We start from the raw sequence: 21,680 nt of genomic DNA on the forward strand, positions 1-21,680 counted from the left end.
ACTTATTAAGTTCAGCGCCTTTTTGTTTACGCATTTTATATTCAGTATTGGTGTTCGTTTGTTCTTCGTTCTTTGAGATTAGAAACTTAAGGCTTACGCCGACATTGGAACCAATACAAGCGTACCGAAGATAACCGTAATAAGACCACAGATTACGGGTACAGACGTACGTTTTACGACTTCAAATGGGCTGATTTTACCCATACCAGAAGTCGCTACGATTACGCCAGATACTGGTGAAATTGTACGACCTAGGTTCGATGCTTGAAGCATTGGGATGATTAGGAACGCTGGGTTCAAGCCCATTTTCGCCGCTAATGATGGAGCCAGTTCTACGAATGCATAGAAAGGTGCATTACCTGAACCTGTCGCAATTGCCGCAGCAACCGTTAGACCTGTGAGGATAAGCATCAATGCGATACCGCCTGCGCCTGCAGATTCGGCAAGACCGATTAGGTTATCAATTGCACCGATAGACATTAGACCTTGAGCAAATACGCCCGCCGCAACCAACAGCATTACCACGCCTTTGAACGCGTCAGCCATGCCTTGGTAGCAAGAGTCTAGATCTTCTAGTGTTTTCTCGCCGTCAAACTTCTTAACAACGTAATCGATAACTGCGCCTACGAAGATAGAACCTACCACAATAGTGTAGATATCAAGTGAAAGCCCTGGAATCGTACGACCGTTGAATAGGAAAACGCCGATGATAGGTAGGAATGGAAGTGCAGCGTAGAAAGCCGGCGCCGTTGTTTCGATTTCAGAAACGTCTACTTTTTCCATTGGTGTGTTTTCTTTCTTATCTAGGTATTTGTTCCAGAAGAAAGCCGCACCCGCCATCACGATGATCGCACAGATAGAAACAGGCAGTACCGTTTGAACAGCAAACACATCAAGAGACATGCCTGATTTTTCTGCCGCGATAACCACATCACCAGACGTTGGTGAAAGAATGATGGCTGCAGGTGACGCACAAACTGCAACTGCCGCTGGGCGAGAAATACCCATTGCCGTCATCATTGGGAATAGGGTCGCCATCAATAGCACGCCAAGGCCTGTTGCAGAACTTACTGCTAGAGACATTAGACACGCTACGATGTAAGCCGCAACAAGAAGTACGTATGGAGATTTGATAGCAGCAAGCGGTTTAGAGAATTGTTTTACTACCACATTGTTTGCGCCGATATGCGTCATGTAAGAAGCAAAGCCACAAAGAAGCATGATTTGCATGCCTAGGCCGCCTCCACGGTACTGAAGCATGTACTTAACGAATTCTAGTGAGTCGGTAACCATGTTACCTGTTGAAGCGACCTTAGCGGGTAAGACTGTGTGACCTATAAGGCCAGTAATAAGAAGTAGGGCAAGGCCAGCTGTCAGTAGTACACCTGCCGCTTTATAGCCTTTCACAATAAAGTAACCAACAGCGATAGTAATCACTAATCCGATCAAGAGCTCTAACATAGAAATCTCCACAAAGTTTAAAAAAATATAAGAAAGTGTTTCAGAATATGACAATGAATGTACAGAAAACTGCACTGTGGCACGAGGCATAGTTGAGGTTGATATGATCTAAGACAAACATTTTCTTTGATGTTAATTGTGGTTGTAAATCGTGAATAACTACTGTTGTTTAGATGTTAATAAACAAATTTTGTGGCTTGTTAGAATATAACTTGGATCACCTTTGGTTGTTCTATTTGCATATGGTGGTGTTATTTTATAAATCGCGAGTATTTTTTGTACTTTGGAAGGAAACGTGTAACGAAGTGGGTATTTATCGGAGTAAAGAGGTGAGAATCTTAGCTTTTAAGCTTACTTACATTTAAAGATTACTTATGTTTAACGCCTACTTACTTCCCATAAGTAAGCGCTAAAACACAAGTTATAATAAGGCGATTCTTCAGCTTCTTCGTTTAACTCAGAACCTTCATTTAATACGACTTCGTCCTCGAGTACCACTTCTTCAACTTCTTCTGCGAATAGGGGCATAGAGAAAGCGATTAGAACTAAAGGTAGCTTTGGTAGGAATCGTGTGTATGAAATTGTATTTGCTAATGGGTGCGATGTTCGTGAGATAGTGTGTTTCGACATAATAGTTTTGTATATAAAGTGATTTAACACGACGAACTAAGTGTTAGTCTGATGAGTAGACAGTGATCGAATCGAACCGTTGGCATTGCTGGCGCAGGTTCCATCGCAATCGACTCCCAATTCATTTTTGGGGTTGGAATGGTATGCACGGATTGGATTAAGTGGAGGTGCTGATTGAATAAGCTCACTTCGCTTACCGCGTCCTCAAGTTGTTTGGTATTCATTTACATTCCTGTCGACTGTTGTTCTTGTCATTTGGCGCTTAGTTTATGTTCAAAGTGCGCGAACAGTATTTAAATGAATGTGAATGATCTTTCGTGAGGTTACTTGATATTGGTTTAGGAATATTTGGGTAGGAAAGTTGGTTTTATGATTGAGTTAACAGCATACAAACACAGAGAACAAGGCGCTCTCTGTGTTGGTCATTTTGCTATTATCGAAACTCGCTGATGAGCATTATCTCTGGCGTCTTGCGACCAAAGTAAATCGGTAATCGTTAGACGTGAAGTAGTTACGGCTGTATTCAAACACCGTGTTATTGGCGAGGTAACCGCGAGTACGTTTTTCAATGATAGGCTGAGCTGGGTCAATACCTAACTGTTTAGCAACGTCTTCAGGCGGAAGAATCGGTACCAATTCCTGCTCACTTCGATCAATCACCATGCCTTTGGTGTTCTCAATAAAGTCGTACTTTGATGTCTGCATCACTTGATAGGTGAGATCTGGGAATAGGGCAACAGGTAACCAAGTTTCTTCAACCGTGATTGGATTGTTGTCTATGAAACGAACACGTTTTACGTAGAAAACCAATTCGCCTTCTTTGATATCTAAATGTTCAGACATCGCCAAAGAACACGGCTTCATTTCGAAGGCCAGAACTTCACTGTGTGTAACCACATCCAAATGCGCCCACTTTTCTTGAAAGCTCGACTGTTTGTAGATGTCGTAATTGATCTTGTTCTCTTTGACGTAAGTACCACTACCTTGAACGCTTTCCAGCTCATCGTTTTCGATCAGTAGTTTCAGCGCCTGTCTAACCGTTACACGACTTACCGAGAATACTTCACGCAATTGCGCTTCCGTTGGGAGTGCTTCTCCAACTTTATATTCACCAGAACTGATCTTTTCTCTTATTGCATCGGCGATTTGGCGATACATAGGGAGTCTTGCCATTTTTGCCTCATTTGTGCGCTAGGACAACTAGACTTTGATTAACAACCTGTACCTTAAATACGTAAATTTGCTCTATATAAGCCTTGCTTTAAAGGTTAGTGTGAGCGTCGTATCGGCGTTTTGTAGTACATATAATACAAATTAAACGATACATAACAAGCTTTCTTAAAGGATTTACCAATACGATTTAAATACAAATTAAATACAAATGTGTATTGATGAGATCGTGATCACGGATTAAATGTCTTGAAGTTGTATTATTCTTCTCGTCGACAGGGACGACTGTCGTACTAATCCGTGACTATGGGACAAAGGTTATGAAACTTACTACTCTAACGAATAAGTCGCTCGTAAATCTGCAAACTACGTTTAGCAGTCGAGAAGAAGCGATTTACGCACTTGCTGACCAACTGAATCAGCAAGGCAAACTGCACAACAAACAAGAGTATCTTGATGCAGTATTTGCTCGTGAAGAGCAAGGCCCGACAGCGCTTGGCGAAGGCCTAGCAGTACCGCACGGCAAGACTGACGCGGTTAAAGAAGCTGGTTTCGCTGTTGCAACATTGAAAGAAGACATGAAATGGAAAGGCCTAGATGAAGACGAAGATGTGAATCTTATCTTCCTAATTGCCATTCCAAATGCAGAAGCGGGTTCTACCCACATGCACCTGCTGACCGAACTGACAACCACATTGGTTGATGACGATGTTCGTGAAGCAGTATTAAAAGCAACAACCGCTGATGAAATCTTCGCGCTTCTTGATGGCGACAATCAACAAGAAGAAAAACAAGACAACTTAGATACAAATGCACCGACAATTGTATGCGTTACTGCTTGCCCTGCAGGTATTGCTCATACTTATATGGCGGCAGAATACCTAGAAAAAGCCGGCAAAAAGCTTGGCTACAAGGTTCATGTTGAAAAGCAGGGCGCAAACGGTATTGAAGATCGCTTAACTGCGGAACAACTTAATAATGCTGTAGCGTGTGTGTTTGCTGCTGAAGTTGCGATTAAAGAATCTGAGCGCTTTAATGGCATTCCTCGTGTTGAAACCCCAGTTGCAGAACCGATTAAGCACGGTGAACGCATTCTTAATGAAGCGATTGAAGAGTCGAAAAAAGGTAACGGTGCAGAACGCACAGTGGCTACTGATGACAAACCGAAAAAACTACCGTTGAAAACTGAGCTTAAACAAGCACTGCTTTCTGGTATTTCTTACGCGGTTCCTCTTATCGTTGCTGGTGGTACTGTTCTTGCGGTTGCTGTTCTTATCGCGCAAATTTTTGACCTGCAAGAGCTTTACGCAACAAAAGATTCTTGGCTGTGGATGTATCGTAAATTAGGTGGCGGCCTATTAGGTACATTAATGGTGCCAGTACTGGCAGCTTACACTGCTTACTCATTAGCCGACAAACCGGCACTGGGTCCTGGTTTTGCTGCGGGTATTGCTGCAAACATCATTGGTTCAGGTTTCCTAGGCGGTGTTGTTGGTGGTTTGATTGCGGGTTACGTGATGCGCTGGGTGAAAGAGCATGTTCGCTTAGGCCCTGCATTTAACGGTTTCCTTACTTTCTACCTTTACCCTGTGATTGGTACTTTGGTAGCGGGTAGCTTGATGCTGTTTGTTATCGGTAAACCTGTTGCGTTCTTAAACCAAGGTTTAACGGACTGGTTGAACGGTATGTCAGGCACCAATGCGTTGTTATTGGGTGCAATTTTAGGTCTGTTTGTATCATTCGACCTAGGTGGTCCGGTAAACAAAGCTGCTTACGCATTCTGTTTAGGTGCAATGGCAAACGGTGTTTATGGTCCTTACGCAATCTTTGGCTCAGTAAAAATGGTATCGGCGTTCACGGTAACGGCTTCTACCATGATTGCTCCACGCTTATTCAAAGACTTTGAGATTGAAACCGGTAAATCTACATGGCTACTTGGTCTTGCGGGTATTACTGAAGGTGCAATCCCAATGGCGATTGAAGATCCAATCCGTGTAATCGGCTCATTCTTACTAGGCTCTGTAGTAACAGGTGCAATGGTGGGTGCGGCAGGTATTGGTCTATCCACTCCGGGCGCAGGTATCTTCTCTATTTTCTTGTTACACGATTCTGGTTTAGGCGCATTCTCTGCTGCTGCAATCTGGTTCGGTGCTGCGATTGTCGGCACAGTGATTTCAACCATTACTCTTCTGATGTGGCGTGGTCACGCGGTAAAAAAGGGTAAATTTGAAGCAAGTACTGCAACACAGAACTAACTGAATTTTGAGTTAGCTCCTAACTCACTGCGAAATCAATATATAAAAAATAACAAACAACTGGCTGCCCTAAATACCTGTGCTCCTAACGGTTTTATTCACACAGATTCTGGGCGTGGTTTTCTGCACCCTAAATTTAGTGGCAGCCAATTTTAACCCCTTGAAAAAATTTAATTTAGTCGTATTTGGGTTCGAACTTTAGTTTTACTCGAAGCGACACATTTAGGTAAATGATTATGACTACATCACGCGTACATATTACTCCTCACATGCACTGGGATCGTGAATGGTATTTCACAACAGAAGAGTCTCGTATTCTTCTTGTGAACAACATGGAAGAAATCATGAACCGTCTGGAGAGCGATCCAGAATACAAATACTACGTTCTAGATGGTCAAACCGCCGTTTTAGAAGACTACTTCGCAATCAAACCAGAAAACACAGAGCGCGTAAAAGCATTGGTTGAAGCGGGCAAGTTAATTATTGGCCCTTGGTATTCTCAAACCGACACAATGCAAGTTTCTGGTGAGTCAATTGTGCGCAACATGATGTATGGTATTCGTGACTGTATGAAGTTTGGCGATGCAATGAAGATTGGTTACCTACCAGATTCATTCAGCATGAGCTCACAGCTGCCAATGATCTACAACGGCTTCGACATCACGCGTGCAATGTTCTGGCGTGGTTGTTCAGAGCGTCATGGCACCAACAAAACAGAATTCTTATGGCAGTCTAATGACGGCAGTGAAGTAACGGCACAAGTGCTTCCGCTGGGTTACGCGATTGGTAAATACCTTCCACAAGACGAAGAAGGCTTGCGTGCTCGTTTAGATAAGTACTTCCCAGTGCTAGAAAAGCCATCGGTGACTAAAGATATCTTGCTACCGAACGGCCACGACCAAATGCCGATTCAAAAAGACATCTTTGAAGTAATGGACAAGCTTCGCGAAATCTACCCAGATCGTGAATTCTCAATGAGCCGTTACGAAGAAGTGTTCGAGAAAGTAGAAGCGGCGCGCGACCAACTCGACACAATCAAAGGCGAGTTCAACGACGGTAAATACATGCGTGTTCACCGTACGATCTCTTCTACACGTATGGACATCAAACTGATCCATGCGGAAATCGAAAACAAGATTGTAAACATCCTAGAACCTCTAGCGTCTATCGCTTGGACATTAGGTTTCGAATATCACCACGGTTTGATTGAGAAAATGTGGAAAGAGAGCATGAAGAACCATGCTCATGACTCTATTGGTTGCTGTTGTTCAGACAAGGTACACGCTGAAATCCTAAACCGTTACATCCTTGCGGACGACATGGCGACAAACCTAATCCACTTCTACAAACGTAAAATCGTTGACCATATGCCGGATCGCGAAGGTTGCGACAAACTGGCGATGTTTAACCTTTCTCCGTATGAGCGTGAAGAAGTGGTGAACACAACCATCACTATCCGTGCTCAAGAATTTTCTATCTTTGATGAAAACGAAAACCCAGTTGAATACTTCATCCAAGACAAGCGCCAAATCGACCCAGGTAAAGTAGACCGTCAAATCGTTCACTACGGCAACTACGACCCTTTCATGGAGTTTGATATTCAAATCAAACGCACTGTACCAGCGATGGGTTTCACCACGTTACACATCCAAGGTAATGAGAAGGGCGCAGTTAAAGTCGCAGAGCAGAAAGACTACTTGCTAGAGAACGAATACTACCGAATTAATGTAAACGACAACGGTACTCTGACTATTTTCGATAAAGAGACAGAGCAAGTATTCGACCAAGCACTTCGTTTAGAAGATGGTTCTGATGACGGCGATGAGTACGATTACTCTCCATCTCGTCAAGAGTGGCTGTTGTACTCTGATGAATTCCCGGTAGAAACATCAATTGACCACCAAGGTTTCCAATCGGTAGCAAACATCGCTTTCCGCATGAACGTGCCAGCAAACCTTACAGAGCGTGAAGAACGCACGGGTCAAAATGGATTCGTTGAAGCGCAATGCCAAGTGGTATTGAAGCAAGGTTCTCGCCGCATCGAAGTCCGTATGGAATTGGACAACCAAGCCGACGACCACCGTGTACGTGTATTAGTACCTACGCCATTTATTTCTGAAACTGTGGTAGCAGATAACCAGTTCGGTTGTATTACTCGACCAACCAATGACCCTGCAATGGCGGTTTGGGAAGAAGAGAAGTGGAAAGAAGCACCGGTTCCTGTGTATCAGTTAATGAACTTTGCTGCGCTAGAAAACGGCAAAGCGGGTATGGCTATTATGTCGAATGGTCTGCGTGAATTTGAAGTGATTGCATCTAAAGGTGACGAAAATAGAGATACCTTCGCACTGACACTATTCCGTGGTATTGGCGTGTTGGGTAAAGAAGAGCTATTGCTTCGTCCGGGGCGTCCTTCTGGCATCAAGATCCCGACCCCAGATTCACAAGTGCGCGGCAAATTAGTGTGTGAATTCACACTGTGTGGCTTCTCTGGTAACCATATTGACGCGAACATCATGGCGCAAGCACGTGACAATGTCACTCTAATCGAATGCTACAACAAGATCCCTTACAACGCGATGAAGCTCAACGTGGGTGAGCAGAACCTACCTATGAGTTTTAGCCTTCTGTCTAAGCAACAATCAGGCGCGGTGTTGAGTGTGCTGAAGAAAGCGGAAGACGAAGATGCACTGATCATGCGTGTCTACAACCCGGCAGAATCGGGTTCAGTATCGGATTCAATCTCTTTTACTCAAGCGGTTTCAAGCTGGAAAGAGACAAGCATGGACGAGCGCGTACGCGAAGGTGATGTAGCATCTGAAGAGTTCGGCCAGATAGCACCTTGCCAAGCAAAAACATTCCAAATCAAATTCTAATTTCGATAACCCGCTCACCTTGGTGGGCGGGAATGGTGAACGACAATGAAAATTGTAATTGCCCCTGATTCATTTAAAGAATCACTCGACGCTCATCAAGTTGCGTCTTGCATTGAGCGTGGATTTGCCGATGTTTTCCCTTACGCAGAGTTTGTGAAAATGCCACTCGCCGATGGCGGAGAAGGCACGGTAGACGTGTTGCTAGAGGCGCTCAATGGTAAGAAGCAACTGCTGCACACGACGGATCCAATCGGGCGTGAATGTACGGCTTATTGGGCTTCGTTGGAACAGACTGTTGATGGCGCCAACGTAAAAACTGTCTTGGTGGAATTTGCTCAAGCATCGGGTTTAGACCTATTAACCGTAGAAGAAAGAGCACCGTTAACCGCATCTTCGTTTGGTACTGGGCTATTGATCAAAGATGCACTAGATCAAGGTGTTGAACAAATCATTATTGGTTTGGGCGGCAGCGCAACCAATGATGCAGGTGCTGGCATCTTACAAGCGTTGGGAGGCAAGTTATTAGACAAGCAAGGCAACGAGCTATCTGGTGGCGGCGCCGAATTAAGCCGGTTAGCAAGCATCGATCTTGAAGGACTGCACCCTAGATGCAAAGAAGTGACGTTCGTGGTCGCGTGTGATGTGAATAATCCATTATGTGGCGAAAGCGGAGCCAGTACTGTGTTTGGTCCGCAAAAAGGCGCATCAAAAGCTCAAGTTGAACAACTTGATACTGCGATCGGGCACTTTGCCGATATCGCTCAAGCACATACGGGTACTAATCATCGCGACACAGCTGGATTTGGTGCTGCTGGTGGTACACCTCTGGGGTTAAGTCTTGCATTCAATATCCAAATTAAAGCGGGTATTGAGATGGTATTAGATGCCTTGGATGCAGATAAGGTTCTTGAAGGTGCTTCACTGGTCGTGACCGGAGAGGGGCAGATGGACAACCAAACCCTGCAAGGTAAAACACCTTTCGGCATCGCTCAGCGAGCTCAAAAGTTGAGTATTCCAACCATTGGAATTGCGGGCTCTTTGGGGCAAGACGTTGAAAAACTTTACGGCTCAATGTCTAGCTTATTTGGAACCGTACGTTCACCTCAGTCTTTAGACCAAGTTTTATCAGAAGCGAATCAAAACCTGACTCGCACTGCCCGTAATATCGCCGCCACGCTCAAGCTTGGTAGCCAGATTTTTAATGAGAAGTAATTATGTCTCTATTTAAACTCGACAACGTTATTCAAAACTACACATGGGGAAGCAAAGACTCCATTAACCAATTGTTTGGTATTGTGAACCCAAACCAGGAACCTCAAGCAGAAATTTGGATGGGTGCTCATCCAAATGGTTGTTCAAAGGTAGGCGATACCGGTGAATCGCTTTCTCACATGATTGATGAAAACAAAATCGATGTCTTAGGCGGATACACGGCGGCTCGTTTCGGTGAATTGCCTTTCTTGTTTAAGGTGTTGGCCGCTGAAACACCGTTATCGATTCAGGTTCACCCGAACAAGCGAAAATCAGAATTAGGTTTTGAGCGTGAGAATGCACTTGGTATCCCTTTGAATGCGTCTAATCGCAACTACAAAGATCCAAACCATAAACCTGAGTTGGTTTATGCGTTGACCTTCTACAAAGCGATGAATGGCTTTCGTCCAATCGACGACATTATTGCCTTGTTCGAAGAAGCGGATATTCCTTCGTTAGCGATTGAGCTTAATGTACTAAAAGCCAATGCCGACAGTGATTCTTTGAAGTCGTTCTTTAGCGCCATTATGTCTCTTGAAGGTGACCGCAAAGCGTCTGCGCTTAATGAGCTTTATGCTGCACATGCGCGACCAGCCAAAACGGTCATGGGGCGTGAAGCTCTTCAATACAGCATCGAATTCAAACAGCATTATCCTGGTGATATTGGCTTATTTGCGCCATTAATGCTTAACACGGTTGAGCTGGCGCCCGGTGAAGCGATGTTCCTGTTCGCAGAAACCCCACATGCTTATGTTCAAGGTACGGGTTTAGAGATTATGGCAAACTCAGACAATGTGCTGCGTGCCGGTCTCACTCCCAAATATATCGATGTCCCTGAGCTTATCGACAACACAATCTTTGAGCCGATTAAGCCAGAAGATATCCGCCTTAAGCCTGTATTGAAAGAGGGCAAGATGAGTTATCCGATTCCAGTGGATGACTTTGGCTTTGATATCTTGTCTGCGACTGATGAGAGCAAGTCACAGTATCTACGTAGCGCGGAGATCTTGTTCTGTGTGGAAGGAGAGGCGACCGTCACTTCAGAAGGGCGGTCAGTTTCTCTTAAGCCCGGAGAATCGGTCTTTGTAAGTAGTAATTCAAGTGTTTACCAATATCAAGGGAATGGCATTTTGGCTCGTGCTTTTAACTAGTGCCCCCGTGCTAGCGATCAGCAAAAGAAATGTCAGAGTGCCACTGTAAAGTGGTACTCAATATTGGATTGATGGTTGTTACCTATCTGTCTTTGACAGTCATGATTATTGACCATACCCGCTACTCTGGCGGGTTTTTTCATTATTAGAATGAGCAGATATAAGCTTGTAGAAAAGACAAACCCTGCGATCAGAGCAGGGCTTTTTATTGAATTAGTACTGAGTGACTGGTTAGGCAATGTGCGTCATTTTATTAAGCACAAAGGTTTCAATACAACCTTCAGTCGCAGCCATGTAGTCAGCGATGTGTTGGCTCGCTAAGTGTTTCTCTAGATGAACTTCAGACTCCCAGTTCTCATGAAAAACGAAGTGAGCAGGGTTACTGTTATCTTGGTGCAGATCGTAGTTAATACAGCCGTCTTCAACACGGGTTTTATCGATCAATTTAATCATCTCAGCTTTTACAAGCTCAGTTTTGTCTTCTTTAGAGACGATCGTTGCAATAATAGTCAGTTTGCTCATTTTCAATTCCTTCGCTTTAAACTCGGTAAGTTTAAGTAATATAAGTATAAATTCAGAATGAAGAAAGAGTTCTGAAATCCAATAACTATGGTTCTTACCATCCACAATTCAAACTCGAGAGCATAGGGCCAGAGCCGAGTAGGTTATGCTTATTAAAAAAAGCCCTCATAGCAATATGAGGGCTTTTGAATAAGAATCAAACTGTGTTGTTACTGGGGTGTTAAGCGTACTGTCTTACCTTAAGCGTATTGCTCAACCGTCATTGCCCAATTTTTCTTCTGTTGTTCGAAATTCATTTTGATTTGCTGATAACGAACCTTAAGAACAGAGTGTTCGTACTTCTTCACAACGTCTTCGCGCTTGCTTTCAAGTAGCTGTTTTTTAACTTCGTAATATTCGTTCATGTTTGATACTAGAGCATCAAACTCTTGTTGAAGCTTCTCTGCGATTTGTTGCTTGTCGGCACGATGCATGATTTTTTGCTGGGTGCGTTTAAGTAACATTGACGCTTCAGCTTTCTCAATACGAGCTTGAGGGGTTTTCTTAAGCTTACTTGCCAGTCCCATCAACGAAGCACTCTTAATCAACCATTTTGTTGGATCGTATTGCCACCAGTAGATGCCGTTACGGTAGTCGTTCTCAAAGATGTGGTGGAAGTTGTGGTAGCCTTCGCCGAAAGTGAGTACTGCTAACACACCGTTATCACGCGCTGTGTTTTTGTCAGTAAAAGGTTGGCTACCCCAGATGTGAGCAAGAGAGTTAATAAAGAATGTTGTGTGGTGGTTAAGTACCAAACGAACTGCACCTACGATTAACAACATGCCAATCACGTCACCGTAAATCACGCCTAAAGCGATAGGAACACCGAAATTCATTAGTAATGCTAACAGAACATAGTGCTTGTGCTGCCACATAACAATCTTATCTTTTTTAAGGTCACGGCAGTTTTCGTAGTTTTCGTACATTGAGGTGCTGTAATTACGAATCATCCAGCCAATGTGTGAGTACCAAAATCCACGTTTTGCAGAGTATGGGTCTTTGTCGTTGTTATCGACATGCTTGTGGTGAACACGGTGATCAGAAGACCAGTGTAGCGCGCTGTTCTGCAGGGCAAATGCACCACCTAATGCAAACAGGAATCTTAGGCTTGAATGCGCTTCAAACGCTTTATGTGACCATAAGCGGTGATAACCTGTCGTGATTGAAAGGTTACAGAACGTAAAGCAGATTGCTAGCCATATCCAGTGCTCCATGCCATAGCCAAAAAAGTAGCCATAAACGGGAGCCGCTACAACAGCAAGCAGCATACTAAAAGAGAACACAAAAATATTGAGCCAGATTAATGGCGGCTTTTTTGTAGATTGTTTGTCGGCACTATTCATTAGCAAATTTCCATTGGGCTTACATCTGTGCGCTAGAATATCAGCGTACACGTGTAAGTCAATATTGAAAGTGTAAACGTGTATTAGTATGTTTTGCTTAAATATTGTATAAAGGTAGTGTGAAATGTAGTAGCAAGTCATAAATGGAAGTACTAAGGGCTAATAAATGGAAATTAAGGTAGCTGAATATAAAGATTATGAGCGGATTGCCCAATTACACGCGGATAGCTGGAAGCTATATTACCGTGGCATTCTTGCTGATGATTACCTAGAACATGATGTTTTGGAGGACAGATCTGTTATTTGGCAGACTCGTTTGATTAATCCTCCTTTCAACCAACATGTTTTATTGCTTGAGGAAGGCGGTTTACTGGTTGGTTTTGTCTGCGCGTTCGGTAATCACAACTTTGAGCGTGGTACGTTCATCGATGCGTTACATGTAGATAATAATTATCGTGGACGAGGTGTAGGCAAGCGTCTGTTGTCTGAATTGTCGAAGTGGTTGCAGCAATACTATTCGGACTCAGGGCTTTACCTAGAGGTGATGTCTGAGAACCACCAAGCGATTGCTTTTTATCAGGCGATTGGTGGCAAAGAAGAACTAGAGCAAGTTTGGAACGCACCATGTGGCAGCCAAGTGAATGAAAAAGTGATTTCTTGGAGCTCTCCCGTTGAACTTGAACAGAAAACAGCGAGCGTTGTGTATTCTTAGTCGATTCTTGTTGAATACTGTTTTTTTGCTGAGTAGCAGGTTCTTAACGAAGCTATTTTAAAGCAGAAGAACAAAGACAAAAGCCCCGAGTATTAAGTTGCTCGGGGCTTTTTTGATTGAATTAGTGGTCGTTTTAATGATTCGCAAAGATGCGTGAAATATTGGGCGATTAATCACACCATGTGATCTTATTCCTACCGCCTTTTTTCGAAATGTAGAGTGCTTGGTCAGCGTCGTCGATAAGCTGCTCGACAGAACCAAGGGCTTGAGGGGCATGTTTCACACCGATTGAAATTGTTACTTCTAATCTAAGGCGAGTAGGGGATTCTAAAAGGGCATTAACCAGCGATTCAATTGAAGCCTCGGTTTCTCCTTGGACCAGCACCAAGAACTCTTCACCGCCGTATCGAAAGCAGTTACTGCTAGTCGGTAGTCGTTTTTGAATCTCATCGGCCAGTTCTTTAATCACCATGTCACCCATTTGATGGCCGTAGGTGTCGTTAATCGATTTGAAATGATCAATATCTATCATGAGCGATGTAATGGATCGCTGACGGTCTATGCTCGGTTCTATCACCTGATGAAGATAAAGGCGGTTGTAGCAGCCCGTTAGTGCGTCTTGATAGGAAAGGGCCTCGAACATATTAGATTGCTTGCGAAGCTGAATCGCTTGTTTGCGGAGTTGCTCGGATTGAGCGAAACGTTTGTGTACTTCCAGGTCACGTCTAACACAGGCCGCTGAGATTAGGATGTAAGCCGAGATATAAACGGAAATTGTTTCTATTTCATGCTCTGGCTCCGCTTCATAAAGCAGTGGCGCAAGGCCGATGAGATAAGCCAAAAAGATAAACGACAGCGTAGATATACTGTATCTGGCTGACAATCTTGAAAACGTACCAATGTAGATCATCACTAAAATGATGCCACCTTGGTAATCGAAGTTGTTCAGCTCGATGGCTAGTCGACCGACATAGACCAAGAAAAGTGAGCTAATTACAAGGAAGGCACTTTCTACGAGTTCCAAAACGTTGGGTTTGTTTGTAATACAGTATCTGGCGGCGGCCATCATCAATAAAAAAAGTATGACTCGGAAAATGATAGGCGTAATGCACTCGCTACCAAAGTGGATGTAGTCGGTGACGATAAAAGCACAGAATATTGAGATAGGGATGTAGATGAAATTTATGTACGGCAAATAAATTTCATTATCGAAATAGGTTTTAAATCTTTGATTCTTGAACCCAGAATAAGAGCGCATTGAGAAATTAGCCGAGATTGATACACAATAATTTGCGTAGTATGTCACAGTCTTTGGGATTGTAAACGACCATTTCTATAGATTTGTCAGTATGTTAGCTAGATCAACAAACGGTAGCGGGCAATATTCACGCTCTATTATCGATAGAGCGTGAATATCTAGAGGCTGGTGTAAGAGTGGTAAACAGAAATTAAAGCAGATTATAAAAACTAATCGCGATTAACGCTTGTTCTTCAGGTAACGCTTACGACGCTCTTCTTTTTTCTTAATCTGTTGTTCCGCTTTCAGCGCAGCCGCTTCTTCAACTTCGATCAGCTCTTGTGTGATCATTTCTGGCAACTCAAGCGTTACCTTACCTAAAGTGCCATTACGCAATTCGTGAAGCAGGATTTCTGAACATTTGTGAATGTCGATATGACCACCGGCACGAAGTGCACCACGCTTACGGCCAATCGCTTCCATCAGTTCGATGTCAGACTCAGGCAGCTCATCAATTTGGTAGCGCTCTTGCAAAAGGTTAGGGTACTGTTTTGCTAGGTACTCTACTGTGTAAAATGCCACTTCATCGTATTCCATTGCTGTATCTTTTACAGCACCTGTTGCAGCCAAGCGGAAGCCACTGTGTGGGTTTTCTACTTTAGGCCAAAGGATTCCTGGAGTATCTGAAAGGATCACGCCATTTTGCAGATTGATACGTTGTTGGCGACGAGTTACCGCAGGTTGGTTACCAGTAACCGCAATCGTACGTCCAGCCAAGCAGTTGATGATGGTCGATTTACCCACGTTCGGGATGCCCATGATCATTGTACGAATGTTTTTGCCCATCTGTTCACGGTGCGGTGCCAGTTTACGTACCAGCTCCATAACGTGGTTAACTTCTTCTTTTACGCTAGTCGTAATCGCAATCGCTTTAACGCCTTGCTCCTTCTCGAAGTGCTCAATCCAACGTTGAGTCAGTTCAGGATCTGCAAGGTCACGCTTGTTCAGCACTTTTACACAAGGCTTATCGCCGCGCAGTGAAGAGATCATTGGGTTTTCACTACTGAACGGGATACGAGCGTCCAGTACTTCGATGATCACATCAACTTGTGGGATAACTTCTTCGATTTCTTTGCGGGCTTTATGCATGTGACCCGGAAACCATTGAATAGACATAGAGATAAACCTTGATAAATATATTTGCTGCACATTGTAAGGGTTGGATGATACGTGTAAAGGTATATCTATCCCGACCTTCAATGAGCTCAGTGAGTTTGCTTGAAGTATAGGCGACTTGGTGATGTTTATTTAGCTGATGATTGACCTATTGAAGGTGGGAGCCGCTAATCTTGTAAAGCGTAAAAAGCCGCTATGTCTTTCAAATCTTGATCGTTAAGCTTACTTAGTTGCGCTCGCATCATATCCGCGTAATCGCCCTGCCTATCTCCGGTTTGATACGCTTTCATTGTATTAAAGAGATAGGTTGGATCTTGGCCAGAAAGCTTAGGATAGGAGTTATTAGTCGATTGACTGGTAGGGTTATGACAAAAAACGCAGCTTGGTGATTTAACTTTACCTAGTTCAGCGTCGCCAAAATCAGAGGCATGAAGGTTAGAGGAAAGAGCTAGCAATATTAGAGCGAAGGTTGGGTAATGCACGTTTTTACTCCGGTAAAAACATGATTATAAAGCTTCCCCTAAGAGGAAGCTCAAGTCTTATTTGTTCTGGGTGAACATTTAGTATGGCTTAAAGCGCATTTTCCAACTTAGTTAGGAAAGTAGCGATGTCTTCTGAACTGATATCTCTATGAGTAACAAATCGAACAGGGTTCCCTGGTGACATCGTAATGCCTTGTTCGCCCAGTTCGCGTGCGATTCGGTTGATATCCACAGACTCATCTAACTTAGCAAATACAATGTTAGTTTGAATGAAATCAGGGTTAACAGAAAAACCTTCTAGTTTGCTTAAACCAATCGCTAGATTTTTTGCGTTCTCGTGGTCAGCTTTAAGTTGAGTAACGTTCTCTGTTAAAGCCATTTTTCCCGCTGCGGCAAGAATACCTGCTTGGCGCATACCGCCACCGACCATTTTACGTAGTCGACGTGCTTTTGCGATGTATTCTTTGTTGCCAAGAAGTAATGAACCGATAGGAGCGCCTAAACCTTTCGATAAGCAAATCGTCATAGAATCGAAATGTTGTGCGATCTCTTTGATGTGTACATCTAATGCGACTGCTGCGTTATAGACGCGCGCGCCATCTAGGTGCATTTGAAGTCTGTGTTGGTTTACGAACTCACGTGCTTCCGCTAGATAAGACATTGGCAGGACTTTACCATTGATCGTGTTTTCTAAACTAAGAAGCTTGGTACGAGCAAAGTGGCTGTCGTCGGGCTTAATCGCAGCGGCAAGCTTTTTAAAGTCTAAAGTACCGTCTGGGTTATTCTCGATTGGTTGAGGTTGGATAGAACCAAGGACCGCAGCGCCGCCAGCTTCGTATTTGTAGTTGTGCGCCTGCTGGCCACACAGATATTCATCACCACGCTCACAATGCGCCATTAAGCCAAGAAGGTTGGCTTGTGTACCTGAAGAGGTAAACATTGCCGCTTCAAAGCCTGTCTCATTTGCTGCCCACTGTTCTAGTTCGTTGACGGTTGGGTCATCGCCATAAACATCATCGCCCACTTCTGCGTTTGCCATTGCGTCACGCATAGCTTGCGAAGGTTTAGTTACGGTATCAGAACGAAAGTCCATGTTTCTCTCCTAGAGTACTTTAGGTAGCCATATAATTGGCTATAGATGGCCACATAGTTGGGCTTTACTTAAACAAGCGATAGTTTTGGTATCAGTGATTTGATCGTGTCGTATTTTACCGTGCAGTTCTTCTAAACTCAGTTCGATCACTTCTATTACTTCATCGTCATCGCATTCAAAGCGGGTAGTGAGGCTTAAGTCTTTTGCGACAAACAGATGTTGTATCTCATCACAGAAGCCAGCCAAAGGGGTGACTTGCCCCAAGCTTTGAAAAGAAGTTGCACTGTAACCTGTTTCTTCTTCCAGTTCGCGTTGGGCACATTGAAGAGGTGTCTCATCTATTTCCATCGTGCCTGCGGGTAGTTCCAAAAGCCATTTCTTTAGAGAAGGGCGGAACTGGTTAATGAGGATGATTTTTCCAGACGAAGTGATAGGAAGAATAACTGCCGCGCCAGGGTGATTGATTGTTGTATGTTTTACCACGACGTTCGTAGGGAGCGTCACGTTCTCTTCTATGAGAGAAATACTTTTCCATTTATGGATAACTTTACTCATGCAGTCTGGCCACATTCCTTGCCAATTTTTCGTATAACGGAAGACGTGCACCACCATAACGTCTATGGTGTCGAAAATAAAAGAAAAATTAGGGTTAGCAATAGATTTAGTTTCACGCCGTTCGTGATGTTACTCTCATAATTGGAATCTATGATTGCGCCAAAATTACCGACGTAACCATCTGATATAAATGCAACTCAATAATAAAATACACTTGTAACAAAGTACTAACAAATGTATAAAAACATATCTACACTCTCAATTGTTCAAAGATTTTCGGAGTAACGCATGAACCCTTCTATTTCTTCACATGCTGACAAGGCGCTACTCTCTGAAAGAATCAATAAATTAGCGCATGCTCTGTCTGATGGTGTCTACGAAAGAGAAGACACCATTAAGCTTTGTTTACTGGCTGCTTTGGCTGGTGAAAGCGTGTTTCTATTAGGCCCTCCGGGCATCGCAAAAAGCCTTATCGCGAAACGTCTCATTCAGGCTTTTGATAACAGCAGCTATTTCGAATATTTGATGACTCGTTTCTCTACTCCCGAGGAAGTGTTCGGCCCACTAAGTATCCAAGAATTAAAAGACAACGGTCGTTACGTAAGACTAACCGAAGGCTACCTACCAACTGCACAAGTCGTCTTCCTCGATGAGATCTGGAAAGCCGGCCCTGCAATCCTAAACACGCTACTTACTGTCGTTAACGAAAAGACTTTCAAAAACGGCAGTGATATTGAACGTGTACCGATGCGTCTACTAGTATCGGCATCCAACGAACTTCCAGATGAAGACAGCGGCTTGGAAGCACTTTATGACCGTATGTTGGTACGCGTGTTCGTGAACCGTATTCAAAACAAACAAAACTTCAAATCGATGCTGACGACGGGTACTTCTCAAGAAGCGGTAATTCCAAAAGGTTTGGCGATTACGGACATTGAATACCATCAATGGCAGAAAGAGCTCGATAAGCTGGAACTGACAGACAATTCGTTTGATAAGTTGTTTGAACTAAAAACCATGCTTGAAGAGATGGTTAAGAAGCAAGGCTCTGCTTCAGAGTCAGAATTGTATGTATCAGACAGACGCTGGAAGAAGGCCGTTAAACTATTGAAAGCGAGTGCGTTCTTCAGTGGTCGCGATAGCGTGAACCCGCTGGATATTATGCTTCTGCAAGATTGTTTGTGGCATAGCCCAGAATCACGTGATGTGGTTCGTAGCGTGGTGAAAGACTTTGCATTGAACCGAGCGTTTGATCAACAAGAGTCGAAAGCTCAAATTGAAATGTCTCGTGAAGAGTTAGAAGAGATTCAAGACGATGTTGAATCAACGTTGTCGGTGTCACTTTCTATGGAGTCAACCAGTGGCTTGTTGCGTAAAGATGTTTACCAGAATGACATCAAGAACGCGAAAATGTACAGCGTGGGCAGTGCTTACAATCTAGTGAAACTGGTTATGCTGCAAAGCAACATGTCGGTTTCTGAATCTGAGAAAGGCGATAGCCGTTGGGTATACGTAGCCAAAGACGATTTTGATCGTGTTCTTAAAGAAGGTCACGGTGATATTTACGGTTACGTAAACGAAAATAAAAACCTATGCCGTTTAAAACTCGACTTGGATGCATCAAACCAATTAGTGATTAAAGACATCGCCAATCGCTCTGTATTGGTGAGTGTGGTTACTACTGACGGTTTAGACCAAGAACTGTACAACAAGTGGTTGAGTGGCGCTGAGAAAGCCTTAGAACAGTTAACTGAAGCTGAATTCAAGTTAAAACGCGTTCGTACTGAATTCCATGATGCATTACCTCATAACTATATTGACCCTGATTTACCAAAAGCGATGGAAGCAAGTTTGCAATCGGTAACGCAAGATCTTGAAACTACGAAAGTGAAGAGTGCCAAGATCGCTCAGCGTATTAAGTTTATGAGCCAGTACTTCGAGTAAGAGGAGAGCATATGTTAGGAGCAGACGGCTTAAACCTCGCTTTGATGGTAGCTGATTCCGGAATCATTGATACCGCGATGAATGATCTCATCGCTCGTTCTCAAGTCATGATGGCTGCAGAGAACAAAGGTGTGAAAACATCAGTGAAAAACCACTTAGTCAAATGGCGCGGTAAAGTAAAAAAACGCGTCACCAAGGTGTGTGAAACTGATCGATTCCAAGAGGAAATCGCCCTTTATCAAGAAGTGATTTACTGGGATGAACCTCAGTTCTTTGATGAGATAGACAGTGTTATCAAAAAGCTCGAGTGGCACTCAGCGTTTTATCTACAAGCTCGACGCCTTATGGAGAACAACAAGGGTGTTTATAACGCGATGTTTCCACACTACTTTTGCGACCAATGGTACCAATCACTTTCTGATGCGATTAAACAAGCTCAAGTAACTGAACTTGAAACAAGCAAAGAAAAAGTCTTAGCCGATCTTTATCAGCGCATGGAAACCATGAAAAACATGGATAAAGTGACTGAGTCGGGTGATGAAGGCAGTGTAGGGCGCTTGTGGGACATGGCTTCTGCCAAATTAAGCAAAACAGACCTTACCATCATGAAACGTCATGCTGAGTTCTTGAATAAGCACAAGGGCTTGCAAGAGATCGCTGAAAAGCTAGGCCGTATGGCTGGTGAGGAAGATGATCCTTCGCTACACAAAGCCCCTGTAGAAGAATTGCAGGTGGTTGAAGAGAAAAGCGATGAAGCGGTCGATGATATTGTCGGGATTCATGAAAGTGATGACCTTAACAAGATGCTGCCAAACGAAACCATGTTCTTAGCTTATCCTGAACTTGAGGTTATCTTTTACAAGCACTTGGCCGACAAGCGTTTACTGAGCTATCGCTCGCAAGGTAAATCACGCACGTTACGCAAAGTGAAGGCGCAAAAACCAGATAGCAAGAACATCGATATTGAAAAGGGCCCGTTTATAGTCTGTGTGGACGCTTCGGGTTCTATGAGTGGTTTCCCTGAGCAGTCTGCTAAAGCAATGGCTTATGCCTTAATGCAAATTGCTCTTGCAGAAGAGAGAGACTGTTATGTGATTCTTTTTTCTTCTGAGCAGATTACCTATGAGTTAACAAGGCAAGATGGCCTACGTGAAGCGAGCGACTTCTTAAGTTACTCATTCCACGGCGGTACGGATTTGGAACCTGTTCTCATGAAGTCGATTGACCTAATGACTGGTGATAAATACAAGAATGCCGATTTAATCGTACTTTCTGACTTTATTGCGCCGAAACAATCAGACGAAATGATTGCTCAGGTTGAAAAGTTGAAAGAACACAAAAACCGTTTCCATGCGGTTAGTCTTTCTAAGTATGGCAACCCTCAACTTATGACTATGTTTGACCACTGCTGGGCGTATCATCCGAGTCTTGTCGGTCGTTTTATGAAGAAGTGGTAGCGCTAGAACATCTTGTTTAACTCGATTTTGCTGTGTGTTTTTTGATTAAAGAGATCGAACATGCAGCAATTTGATTTAAATGTCAGCAAACGGAATTTAAATTCACTTTTTTGTTTGACTATCTCCCCTCAATCCGTAAAGTAGGCACCCGAACACAGCGGTGCGGCTTACTTAAGTCCCTAAAGTGTTGAATTAAAAAGGCGCCTTGGCAGAGTGGCTATGCAGCGGATTGCAAATCCGTGGACCTCGGTTCGACTCCGGGAGGCGCCTCCATTCTTTTTCTTAGCTTGATAAGTTAAGAGATATTAAGAATGAAAATGCGATAC

18 protein-coding genes and 1 tRNA gene are annotated in these 21,680 nt (G+C 43.6%); 8 read left to right on the forward strand and 11 right to left on the reverse strand.

All coding sequences use genetic code 11. The features are described from left to right. Positions 1 to 93: 93 nt before the first annotated feature. The 4 genes from dcuC to AB4274_RS00060 form a co-directional block, all read right to left on the reverse strand. Positions 94 to 1,461: an anaerobic C4-dicarboxylate transporter DcuC gene (gene dcuC, locus AB4274_RS00045; RefSeq protein WP_017062608.1), complete on the reverse strand. Its 1,368-nt coding sequence runs from the start codon at positions 1,459 to 1,461 to the stop codon at positions 94 to 96. A gap of 378 nt (positions 1,462 to 1,839) precedes the next feature. After that, positions 1,840 to 2,091, reverse strand: coding sequence for a hypothetical protein (locus AB4274_RS00050; protein WP_133151380.1), 252 nt, complete (start codon positions 2,089 to 2,091; stop codon positions 1,840 to 1,842). A gap of 23 nt (positions 2,092 to 2,114) precedes the next feature. Then, positions 2,115 to 2,315 (reverse strand): hypothetical protein, encoded by a 201-nt coding sequence (locus tag AB4274_RS00055; protein WP_136978665.1) that lies wholly within the window; start codon positions 2,313 to 2,315, stop codon positions 2,115 to 2,117. Between the two features lie 232 nt (positions 2,316 to 2,547). After that, a complete protein-coding gene (locus AB4274_RS00060) occupies positions 2,548 to 3,264 on the reverse strand; it encodes a GntR family transcriptional regulator (protein WP_009845448.1) in 717 nt (238 codons plus the stop codon). A gap of 317 nt (positions 3,265 to 3,581) precedes the next feature. Between AB4274_RS00060 and mngA the strand changes: the two genes are divergently transcribed. From mngA to manA, 4 genes are all read left to right on the forward strand, one after another. Continuing rightward, a complete protein-coding gene (gene mngA, locus AB4274_RS00065) occupies positions 3,582 to 5,516 on the forward strand; it encodes a PTS 2-O-a-mannosyl-D-glycerate transporter subunit IIABC (RefSeq protein WP_372110478.1) in 1,935 nt (644 codons plus the stop codon). 236 nt (positions 5,517 to 5,752) lie between these two features. After that, a complete protein-coding gene (mngB, locus tag AB4274_RS00070; protein ID WP_372110480.1) occupies positions 5,753 to 8,392 on the forward strand; it encodes a mannosylglycerate hydrolase in 2,640 nt (879 codons plus the stop codon). A 45-nt stretch (positions 8,393 to 8,437) separates the two neighbouring features. Further along, a complete protein-coding gene (locus tag AB4274_RS00075; protein ID WP_372110482.1) occupies positions 8,438 to 9,604 on the forward strand; it encodes a glycerate kinase in 1,167 nt (388 codons plus the stop codon). A 2-nt stretch (positions 9,605 to 9,606) separates the two neighbouring features. Beyond that, complete coding sequence (gene manA, locus AB4274_RS00080; protein ID WP_372110484.1) at positions 9,607 to 10,794, forward strand: mannose-6-phosphate isomerase, class I; 1,188 nt, start codon at positions 9,607 to 9,609, stop codon at positions 10,792 to 10,794. 231 nt (positions 10,795 to 11,025) lie between these two features. Here the strand turns inward: manA and AB4274_RS00085 are convergent, their stop codons facing one another. Further along, positions 11,026 to 11,316 carry a putative quinol monooxygenase gene (locus AB4274_RS00085; RefSeq protein ID WP_017062602.1) on the reverse strand — a complete coding sequence of 97 codons (291 nt, stop codon included), beginning with the start codon at positions 11,314 to 11,316 and terminating at the stop codon, positions 11,026 to 11,028. Between the two features lie 239 nt (positions 11,317 to 11,555). Next, on the reverse strand, positions 11,556 to 12,698 hold the full coding sequence (locus AB4274_RS00090) for a fatty acid desaturase (RefSeq protein ID WP_017062601.1): 1,143 nt from the start codon (positions 12,696 to 12,698) through the stop codon (positions 11,556 to 11,558). A gap of 166 nt (positions 12,699 to 12,864) precedes the next feature. Here AB4274_RS00090 and AB4274_RS00095 point away from each other — a divergent pair, with 166 nt between their 5' ends. Next, a complete protein-coding gene (locus tag AB4274_RS00095) occupies positions 12,865 to 13,410 on the forward strand; it encodes an N-acetyltransferase (RefSeq protein WP_017062600.1) in 546 nt (181 codons plus the stop codon). Between the two features lie 169 nt (positions 13,411 to 13,579). Here AB4274_RS00095 and AB4274_RS00100 read toward each other — a convergent pair whose 3' ends face one another. From AB4274_RS00100 to AB4274_RS00120, 5 genes are all read right to left on the reverse strand, one after another. Continuing rightward, positions 13,580 to 14,605 carry a GGDEF domain-containing protein gene (locus AB4274_RS00100; protein WP_017070587.1) on the reverse strand — a complete coding sequence of 342 codons (1,026 nt, stop codon included), beginning with the start codon at positions 14,603 to 14,605 and terminating at the stop codon, positions 13,580 to 13,582. A 282-nt stretch (positions 14,606 to 14,887) separates the two neighbouring features. After that, positions 14,888 to 15,823, reverse strand: coding sequence for a ribosome biogenesis GTPase YlqF (gene ylqF, locus AB4274_RS00105; RefSeq protein ID WP_017070586.1), 936 nt, complete (start codon positions 15,821 to 15,823; stop codon positions 14,888 to 14,890). Positions 15,824 to 15,990: 167 nt separating this feature from the next. Further along, positions 15,991 to 16,305: a cytochrome c gene (locus tag AB4274_RS00110; RefSeq protein ID WP_017069125.1), complete on the reverse strand. Its 315-nt coding sequence runs from the start codon at positions 16,303 to 16,305 to the stop codon at positions 15,991 to 15,993. 88 nt (positions 16,306 to 16,393) lie between these two features. Beyond that, the gene (gene ltaE / locus AB4274_RS00115) at positions 16,394 to 17,398 is read right to left on the reverse strand and encodes a low-specificity L-threonine aldolase (RefSeq protein ID WP_372055212.1); all 1,005 of its coding nucleotides are present in this window, start codon (positions 17,396 to 17,398) and stop codon (positions 16,394 to 16,396) included. Between the two features lie 39 nt (positions 17,399 to 17,437). After that, positions 17,438 to 17,953 carry an NUDIX hydrolase gene (locus tag AB4274_RS00120; protein WP_372110487.1) on the reverse strand — a complete coding sequence of 172 codons (516 nt, stop codon included), beginning with the start codon at positions 17,951 to 17,953 and terminating at the stop codon, positions 17,438 to 17,440. 288 nt (positions 17,954 to 18,241) lie between these two features. Between AB4274_RS00120 and AB4274_RS00125 the strand changes: the two genes are divergently transcribed. From AB4274_RS00125 to AB4274_RS00135, 3 genes are all read left to right on the forward strand, one after another. Then, entirely contained in the window at positions 18,242 to 19,897 is a 1,656-nt protein-coding gene (locus AB4274_RS00125) for an ATPase RavA domain-containing protein (protein ID WP_372110490.1), read from the forward strand. An 11-nt stretch (positions 19,898 to 19,908) separates the two neighbouring features. After that, on the forward strand, positions 19,909 to 21,354 hold the full coding sequence (viaA, locus tag AB4274_RS00130; protein ID WP_017064542.1) for an ATPase RavA stimulator ViaA: 1,446 nt from the start codon (positions 19,909 to 19,911) through the stop codon (positions 21,352 to 21,354). Positions 21,355 to 21,553: 199 nt separating this feature from the next. Then, positions 21,554 to 21,627: transfer RNA gene (locus tag AB4274_RS00135), tRNA-Cys, on the forward strand. The last annotated feature ends 53 nt before the right edge of the window (positions 21,628 to 21,680 follow it).

Origin of the sequence: Vibrio sp. 10N.261.55.A10, assembly GCF_041470825.1 — a bacterium.
Lineage (GTDB): Bacteria > Pseudomonadota > Gammaproteobacteria > Enterobacterales > Vibrionaceae > Vibrio > Vibrio crassostreae_C.